Below are 7602 nucleotides of genomic sequence, written 5' to 3' on the forward strand. Positions count from 1 at the left end.
ACAAGAATGTTCCTACAATTTATGCTGTATGTATATACAGTTAATTATGGGTGTGAATGATGATTTTTTACCAACTCTCCCCGCTTCGTGAAATCGTTCCTATCCCGTTGTTTAGCGAGAAAATCCCCGCTGGTTTCCCTAGTCCTGCTGCGGATTATGTCGAACGACCACTGGATTTGAATGAACTATGCATTGCTCATCCGGCAGCAACTTACTTTGTGCGAGTGTCGGGTAATTCAATGACCGGGGCCGGTATCTATGACGGGTCATTGCTTGTTGTCGATCGCAGTATCACAGCCCAACATGGCGATATTATTATCGCTGCTGTCGGAGGGGAGTTCACAGTAAAAAAGCTGTGCTTACATCCTGCTGTACAGCTTGAAGCCATGAACCCAGACTATGACCCGATTATTTTAAATGATGGCGGTGACGATTTAGAGACTTTCGGTGTAGTGAAATACGTTATTAACGATACAGCAAATGTTTGCCCTCGCTGACGTAAACTCGTTTTATGCATCCTGCGAGTCTGTATTCAGGCCAGACTTGCATGGGAAACCGATAGTCGTCCTTTCAAACAACGATGGCTGTGTCATAGCTCGCAGTCGTGAAGCCAAGTTGTTTGGTATCAAAATGGGAGAGCCATATTTTAAGATGCGCAATCTGATCCAAAAATACGGCGTGGTCACGTTCAGTAGCAACTATGAGCTTTATGCAGATATGTCTAACCGGGTCATGACGGTACTGGAAGCCATGTCACCGGCTACAGAAATATACTCAATCGATGAAGCATTCTTGAACGTGTCCGGGGTCAAGAATTGTATGAGCCTTGATCAGTTTGGCCGTGATGTACGCCAGCGGGTATTGCAGTGGACCGGTCTCACTGTTGGAGTAGGGATAGCTCAAACTAAAACCCTGGCTAAACTGGCAAACCATGCGGCTAAGCTGTGGAGTCAAACCGGTGGTGTGCTGGATTTATCAGATCCCATCAGGCAGCGTAAGTTACTCGCGATAACGCCGGTACAGGACATATGGGGTATTGGCCGTCGCATTGGTAAAAAGCTCAATCAACTGGGCATCACCACGGCATTACAACTTGCCGATACCAACTCTCAATTTGTGCGTAAAAATTTCAATGTGGTGCTAGAAAGAACGGTGAGAGAACTCAACGGCGAGCAATGCCTGGAGCTTGAAGAGTTCGCCCCGACCAAACAGCAGATAGTTTGTAGTCGGTCCTTTGGGGAGCGGATCACTGATTATCAGGATATGCGCGAAGCTATCTGCGGATATGCTGTCCGTGCGGCTGAGAAGTTGCGCGGCGAGCATCAATACTGCCGACATATATCAGCTTTTATCAAAACCAGCCCGTTCGCACTCAATGAGCCTTACTATGGCAACATAGTGAGCACTAAGCTTCATATCCCCACTCAGGACTCGCGTGACATCATTGCCGCCGCAGTAGGCTGTCTCGATGCGATCTGGAAAGAGGGCTATCGCTATCAAAAGGGCGGGGTGATGCTGGGTGATTTTTACAGCCAGGGTATAGCTCAATTAGGGTTGTTCGATGATAACCAGCCCAAGGTTAACAGTGCAGCACTGATGGCTGCGCTAGACGATATTAATAAGTCAGGGAAGGGAAAGGTGTGGTTTGCCGGGCAAGGCATACAGAAAGCATGGCAGATGAAACGAGAGATGCTATCGCCAGCTTACACTACCCGGTGGGCTGAATTACCGGTTGTGAGATGAAGGTGGTAAGTAGTGAATGGGGCAAAAATGGGGCAAAACATTTTCATATACGTGTAGATTTGTGCGTAGTTGCATTTTTGAGGGTTGTGTTAAATGGCTGATATTTCACGGTTGTGCAGGTAGGTGCAGAGTAACTATACATAGGCTCAACACTGAATAGACGTATTGAGCCACGTTGCGTCTGCCTCTCTAGATCAGTTTTTATTAGGATATCTGGTGCGGAGTGTAGCCCGTTTTACTATACCCGTCATCTTTCAAGTCGCAGGTGTGTTCGCTGCTGTCGCTAACCCGAATCACTTACTTATTGTAAGCTCATCGGGATTACCTCCTTTGCTGCCTTCCTGCGGCTCGAAATCTATAGGGTATATGTTGGTGGCATCTTTCAAGTCGCAGGTGTGTTCGCTGCTGTCGCTAACTCGAATCACTTAAGTGATTCGGTGAGAGTCGTTTTATATCTCCCTGTAGCACTCGTTGGGAACGCAAAAAGGTTAGGGTGCGGTGACTATCATGGCCACCCGGCGGTTTTCTGCCCGCCCTTTAGGGGTACGGTTATCGGCGACCGGCTCTAACTTACCGCGGCCTCGTACCTCAATATTGGCTCGCGGAATACCTATGGTTGCCAGTGCATCCGCTACCGCAGAGGCACGTTGCAGCGATAACTGTTGGTTATACTCATCTTTACCGATGGAATCAGTATGCCCATCAACCCGCAGATGAGTAATGCCCACACTCGATAGCGCACGGCCAATGTTTTGTACTGTCTGCCCGCCAGACGGATTCAATTTTTTCACGTCACTATCGAATAACACTTTGTTTGCCAGACCAAATTCCCAGCCATTTTCAGTTAATTTAAATCCTTGTTCCTGTAAGGCTGCAATCTGCTCGGGTGTTAATCCTGGTGGTTTGGTTGCCTGACACCCCGCCAATATCAATAAACTCATGGCGAAAAAACTCATCCAGATATGGCTTATCAGACTGTTGTTTTTCAATCCCTGCATGTCACCTATCCTAAGCTTTCAGTAAGAGTAATATCCGATTGGTAGGCAATGACGCTGCCACCGAACTGGAAACGTTTCTTTGCTTGATACATGGCTTCGTCGGCCCGTTGTAATAGCTCTTCGGGGGTCAGCGCATGATCAGGGTAAATCGCAATACCGATGCTGATAGAGGCGGTTATCTCACTACCATCTACCAAATCAATAGGTTGATTCATACTGTCGATAATATTATTAGCGATGGTAACAACATCATCGGTGTCGTGGATCGGTGCCAGTAATACGGCGAATTCATCGCCGCCCAAACGTGCCACCAAATCGGTTTCACGTAACAGTGCGCGGATACGATCGGCAATCGCGGTCAGCACCAGATCTCCCGCTGCATGACCATAGTTATCATTGATTTCTTTGAAGTGATCACCATCAATAAATAACACGGCCAGTTGTTCATCATCGGCGCAATCACTCAACGTGCGGCTTAGTCGGCCCTCAAAGAAAGCACGGTTAGCCAATCCAGTCAGGCTATCATGGGCAGCACGGTGTGCAAGGAAGTCATTTTCCTGCGTTAAATGGGCTTGCCAAACCTCGAGCTCATCAAGTAATCCATTGAAGTCATTACTTAATTCGTTAAGTTCGACAATTTTTGCTGACGGTACTCGCTGACCAAAACTGCGGTGGCGGCTAACACTATGAGCAACTTCGGTGATTTTGTTCAACGACTCGATAATGCCAAACAGCATCCGGCGCGACAGGAATAGTGCCACTAACGTGCTGAGAATTAGGCAGACGAATAAGCCCACCAACCCTTGCAACAGAAAACGTAGCAGACTACCACCATGGCCAACAATCACGATGCTGCCGACTTCATTACCGGCATGCATCATGGGGAGTACCACCGGCTCAGGCAAAGCCCAACGGGCGACTTTTTGTTCCATATCATACATTGGACTATCTTTTGGTAGCGTCCAGTTAGCTATTTCTCGGCCATTCACATCGAGAATTTTAGCTTGGGCAACTTCTTCATTTGCCGCAATCAAGGACAGCGCCTCGTTAGCGGCCACGCTATCACCAAACACCACGGCAGCTTCAGTGGTGTAACTGATTGAACGGGCAATTAAATGTAGGTTATGGTCGGCATACACCCGCAAGGCAAATAGTGCCGCCAGTGTGAGAAAAATACCTGCCGTTGCGACCGAGACCAATGCCACCGTCAGATGTATACGACCAAGTACCCGTCCCAGAGTGGGGAGCTTCGCGATGTTTGGACGATTTTTTGTCTGTTTGACTGACTTATTCTGTGTTGAATTCATAATGCGTCTGTCTTTTTACGCGCAAGTTGCAACACACTGGGATGAACCTTTACCCCACCGCGTGCCAATGCATCCATATTGACCTTGAAAGAAGCCTGCTTACCTTCCAGTAACAAACAAAATGCACTGCCAAATGTACATTCGTCATAATCTTCACTGATGGTAAGAATCGGATATCCCGACAGTCGGGCTGTCAACTCCTGACGCTGTTGTCGCTCGGTACGCCCCAGATAAACGACATCGCAATTGGTTGCAATCGAGCTATCCGAGAGGGAATAGCGCTGAGTTTTAATGGGATGTGTGGTTTCCATAAACGCGGGATTAAACAGCTCTTCTGCATAGATTGTCGGGGCTACCACACACAAGCGCGTTACGACGGGGGCCACGGGCCAGCGTGCATAGCTGATAATACCCAACACCATTTTGGTGGCGGCATTACTGCGTTCATGGATAAGGGCTTCATTGATGTTATCCGCAGCCATTGATGGTAAGGGGGCAAGTAAGCCAGAGAGAAGTAATAAAATAGAAGCACAGGCCCGCCAGACACGCCATAGCGTCATTAGTTTTAGCGGATAGTCGCGTTCATAATTGCTGACGCCGTTAATTGCGCAAGTTGCGGTGTTCATTTTTGCGCTTCCTGTAGGGCGGCATGGTTCACATGTTCATTGCAGCGATCGCATAATAAATCGCCGCCATTCTATTATAAGATTTAATTGATGCAATAATAGTCATGCTATCGGCAATATGCGATTTATCTTAAATCATATTTATGGGCGATAAAAAAAACCGGCTAATTAGCCGGGCTTTATGTATCGCAACGTATTGATATCAGACCGGATTCGATCCGCGCTTAAAGCGACCGATAACCCACTTTTCGATCTCTACTACCAAGAAGATGGCGATGGAAACCAACAGTGTTAAGCCCCAGTAATAGGCTGGCAATGGTTCGGTACCGAAAGCAGTATTCATAAATGGCAGGTAGATGATGGCTAACTGCAACACGATCAATACACCGGATACTAACCACAGCCCTTTGTTAACAAAGACTTCTTTGTTCAGTGGGAAGCGGTCCATCACCCGGCAGTTAAACATATAAATCCACTGCGCGGTAACCAGTGTTTGCATCAATACTGTACGGATAAATTCAGTGCTGTAACCGCGTGGCTCCATGTAGGCTTCCAAGGCAAAAGCACTTAAGGCAATCAAGGTACCAACAAACGCGATACGCCAGATGGCATGGCCATCTAACACATGTTTTGATGGGTCACGTGGATTGCGGCGCATAATGCCTCTTTCTGCCGGTTCAAATGCTAAACCGAAAGAGAGCGTGGTAGAAGTTGCCATGTTTATCCAGAGGATTTGCAATGGCGTTAATGGAATAACAGCCCCCGCGAGGATGGCAAAGATAATGAGCAACCCTTGCGCCAGGTTGGTGGGCAATACAAACAGAATGGTTTTCTTCAGGTTATCGTAGACACGACGGCCTTCTTCAACTGCACTGGCAATGGTCGCGAAGTTATCGTCTGACAGCACCATATCGGCGGCTTCTTTTGTCACCTCGGTGCCTTTGATACCCATGGCGATACCCACATCGGCCTGTTTCAGCGCTGGCGCATCATTCACACCATCACCGGTCATGCCGACAATTTCGCCTTTCTCTTGTAAAGCTTTAACCAAACGCAGTTTATGTTCCGGGCTGGTACGGGCGAAAATATCATAATGAACGGCAGCTTGTGCCAGTTCTTTATCGTCCATATGCTCCAGTTGGCCACCGGTAATGGAGTCTTTACCATTGCCAATTCCCAGCATGGCACCAATCGCCATCGCGGTTTCCTGATGGTCGCCGGTGATCATTTTCACGCGAATACCAGCCTGCTGGCAGGTCGCTATGGCGTCGATGGCCTCAGGACGTGGTGGGTCCATCATGCCAGCGATACCAACAAACACCATGCCCTGCTGGATATCACTGTGGTCCAACTCACTGACAGGTTGTTCTGTTGGGCGGAAGGCTGCTGCTACCATGCGTAGACCTTGCTTGGCATAACGCGCCATCTCGGCTTCCCAGTAATCGCGGCGGAACGGTGCAACACCCTGGTCGGTCAGTTCTTGTTGGCAGAACGTAAACAACACATCAGGTGCGCCGGTCAGGAAGATACTATTTTCTGCTTGAACCTGATGGCTGGTAGCCATGTATTTATAGGCAGAATCAAAAGGAATTTTACCGTGCTGAGTCACTTGACCCAGCTCAATACCGGATTTGGCGGCTAATACTTTCAGTGCGCCTTCTGTCGGGCCGCCAGTAATGGCCCAATGACCTTGGTCGTTCTTCTGAATCTGGCTGTCATTACACAAATTCACCGCAGTGATAAATGTCTTTAACGTGCCGTTGGTATCGAGCGAGGCTTGCTGGTCACTCCCTTCCGGGTAAATGTTGCCAACCGGTTCGTAGCTTTCACCTTCTACGCGATAGCAGTGGTCTGCCAGAATCACTGCTTTAACGGTCATTTCGTTCATCGTCAGTGTGCCGGTTTTATCGGAACAGACGACAGTCATAGCACCTAAGGTTTCTACCGTTGGCAGCTTGCGGATAATCGCGCGGTTGCGCGCCATCGCTTGTACACCAAGGGAGAGGATGATCGAAATAATCGCCGGTAAGCCCTCGGGAACCGAGGCCACCGCCAGACTTATCAATGCCAGTAACAGCTCATCGACCGGCAGGTCGCGCAGGATAAAGGCGAAGACGAACAGGAATGCCATCATGACCAGGATCAGGATGAATATGGCTTTGCCTAAACGATCCATCTGTTGCAGCAGCGGAGTACGGGTTGATTCAACCGTCGACATCATTTGGTTGATATGGCCCAGTTCGGTATCACCGCCGCTGGCAATCACCAAACCTTTCGCGGTACCGGCACTGATGGTCGTCCCTGAGAACAGCAGGTTTTTGCGATCGCCAATCACCGACTCGTTCTCAATCACGCCGATTTGCTTCTCGACTACCGTTGACTCACCGGTCAGGATAGCTTCTTCAATCTGAAGATTGTGGGCTTCCAGCAACCGCAGGTCTGCGGGGATTTTATCCCCTGGTTTCAAGGTGACGATATCACCAGGGACCAGATCCTGTGCATCAATAATCTGGGCGCTACCATCACGAATGACCACCGCTTTACTGGAAAGCATATTCTGTATGCTTTTCAGAGACTTCTCGGCTTTATTTTCCTGAACATAACCAATTAAGGCGTTAATAACCGCAACACAAAGGATAATAATAGTGTCAACCGAGTGACCCATCAGACCCTTGACCAATGCTGCCGCTAATAAAATGTAAATCAGCACATCATTAAAGTGGGCTAAAAACTGTAGCAGGGGATGTTTGCTTTTTTTGGCCGGTAACGCATTGGGACCGTACTGTTTAAGGCGTTCCTCCGCCTCTTGTGGCGTTAACCCTTCTTCGCGGCTATTTAAATGCTGCAAAGACTCTTCCGCAGTAAGTTGATACCAGGCCTTACCCTCTGGGGGCGGGGAGGCGGATTTATGGTCTGATGAGTTTTGCA

General features: G+C 48.6%; 6 protein-coding genes. 2 read left to right on the forward strand and 4 right to left on the reverse strand.

What is annotated here, in order from left to right:
• Positions 1–59: 59 nt before the first annotated feature.
• Positions 60–497: a translesion error-prone DNA polymerase V autoproteolytic subunit gene (gene umuD, locus V1952_RS06950; RefSeq protein ID WP_420074529.1), complete on the forward strand. Its 438-nt coding sequence runs from the start codon at positions 60–62 to the stop codon at positions 495–497.
• Positions 481–1743 carry a Y-family DNA polymerase gene (locus V1952_RS06955; RefSeq protein WP_420074525.1) on the forward strand — a complete coding sequence of 421 codons (1263 nt, stop codon included), beginning with the start codon at positions 481–483 and terminating at the stop codon, positions 1741–1743. The genes umuD and V1952_RS06955 overlap by 17 nt, the downstream gene beginning before the upstream one ends.
• Positions 1744–2231: 488 nt before the next feature.
• Here V1952_RS06955 and V1952_RS06960 read toward each other — a convergent pair whose 3' ends face one another.
• The 4 genes from V1952_RS06960 to V1952_RS06975 form a co-directional block, all read right to left on the reverse strand.
• Complete coding sequence (locus V1952_RS06960; protein WP_372557959.1) at positions 2232–2741, reverse strand: OmpA family protein; 510 nt, start codon at positions 2739–2741, stop codon at positions 2232–2234.
• Between the two features lie 5 nt (positions 2742–2746).
• Positions 2747–4048, reverse strand: coding sequence for a diguanylate cyclase domain-containing protein (locus tag V1952_RS06965; protein WP_372557960.1), 1302 nt, complete (start codon positions 4046–4048; stop codon positions 2747–2749).
• A complete protein-coding gene (locus tag V1952_RS06970; RefSeq protein WP_372557961.1) occupies positions 4045–4674 on the reverse strand; it encodes a YfiR family protein in 630 nt (209 codons plus the stop codon). The genes V1952_RS06965 and V1952_RS06970 overlap by 4 nt, the downstream gene beginning before the upstream one ends.
• A 202-nt stretch (positions 4675–4876) precedes the next feature.
• Positions 4877–7602: cation-transporting P-type ATPase (locus V1952_RS06975; RefSeq protein ID WP_420074526.1), on the reverse strand; the 2726-nt coding region annotated here is incomplete at its 5' end.

Origin of the sequence: Yersinia sp. 2542 StPb PI (genome assembly GCF_048593855.1) — a bacterium.
Classification (GTDB): Bacteria; Pseudomonadota; Gammaproteobacteria; order Enterobacterales; family Enterobacteriaceae; genus Yersinia; species Yersinia enterocolitica_E.

Bases quoted from the DNA above. Each gene is read 5' to 3' on its own strand.
- umuD (WP_420074529.1), top strand. From the start codon at position 60: ATGATTTTTTACCAACTCTCCCCGCTTCGTGAAATCGTTCCTATCCCG.
- V1952_RS06955 (WP_420074525.1), top strand. From the start codon at position 481: ATGTTTGCCCTCGCTGACGTAAACTCGTTTTATGCATCCTGCGAGTCT.
- V1952_RS06960 (WP_372557959.1), bottom strand. From the start codon at position 2,741: ATGCAGGGATTGAAAAACAACAGTCTGATAAGCCATATCTGGATGAGT.
- V1952_RS06965 (WP_372557960.1), bottom strand. From the start codon at position 4,048: ATGAATTCAACACAGAATAAGTCAGTCAAACAGACAAAAAATCGTCCA.
- V1952_RS06970 (WP_372557961.1), bottom strand. From the start codon at position 4,674: ATGAACACCGCAACTTGCGCAATTAACGGCGTCAGCAATTATGAACGC.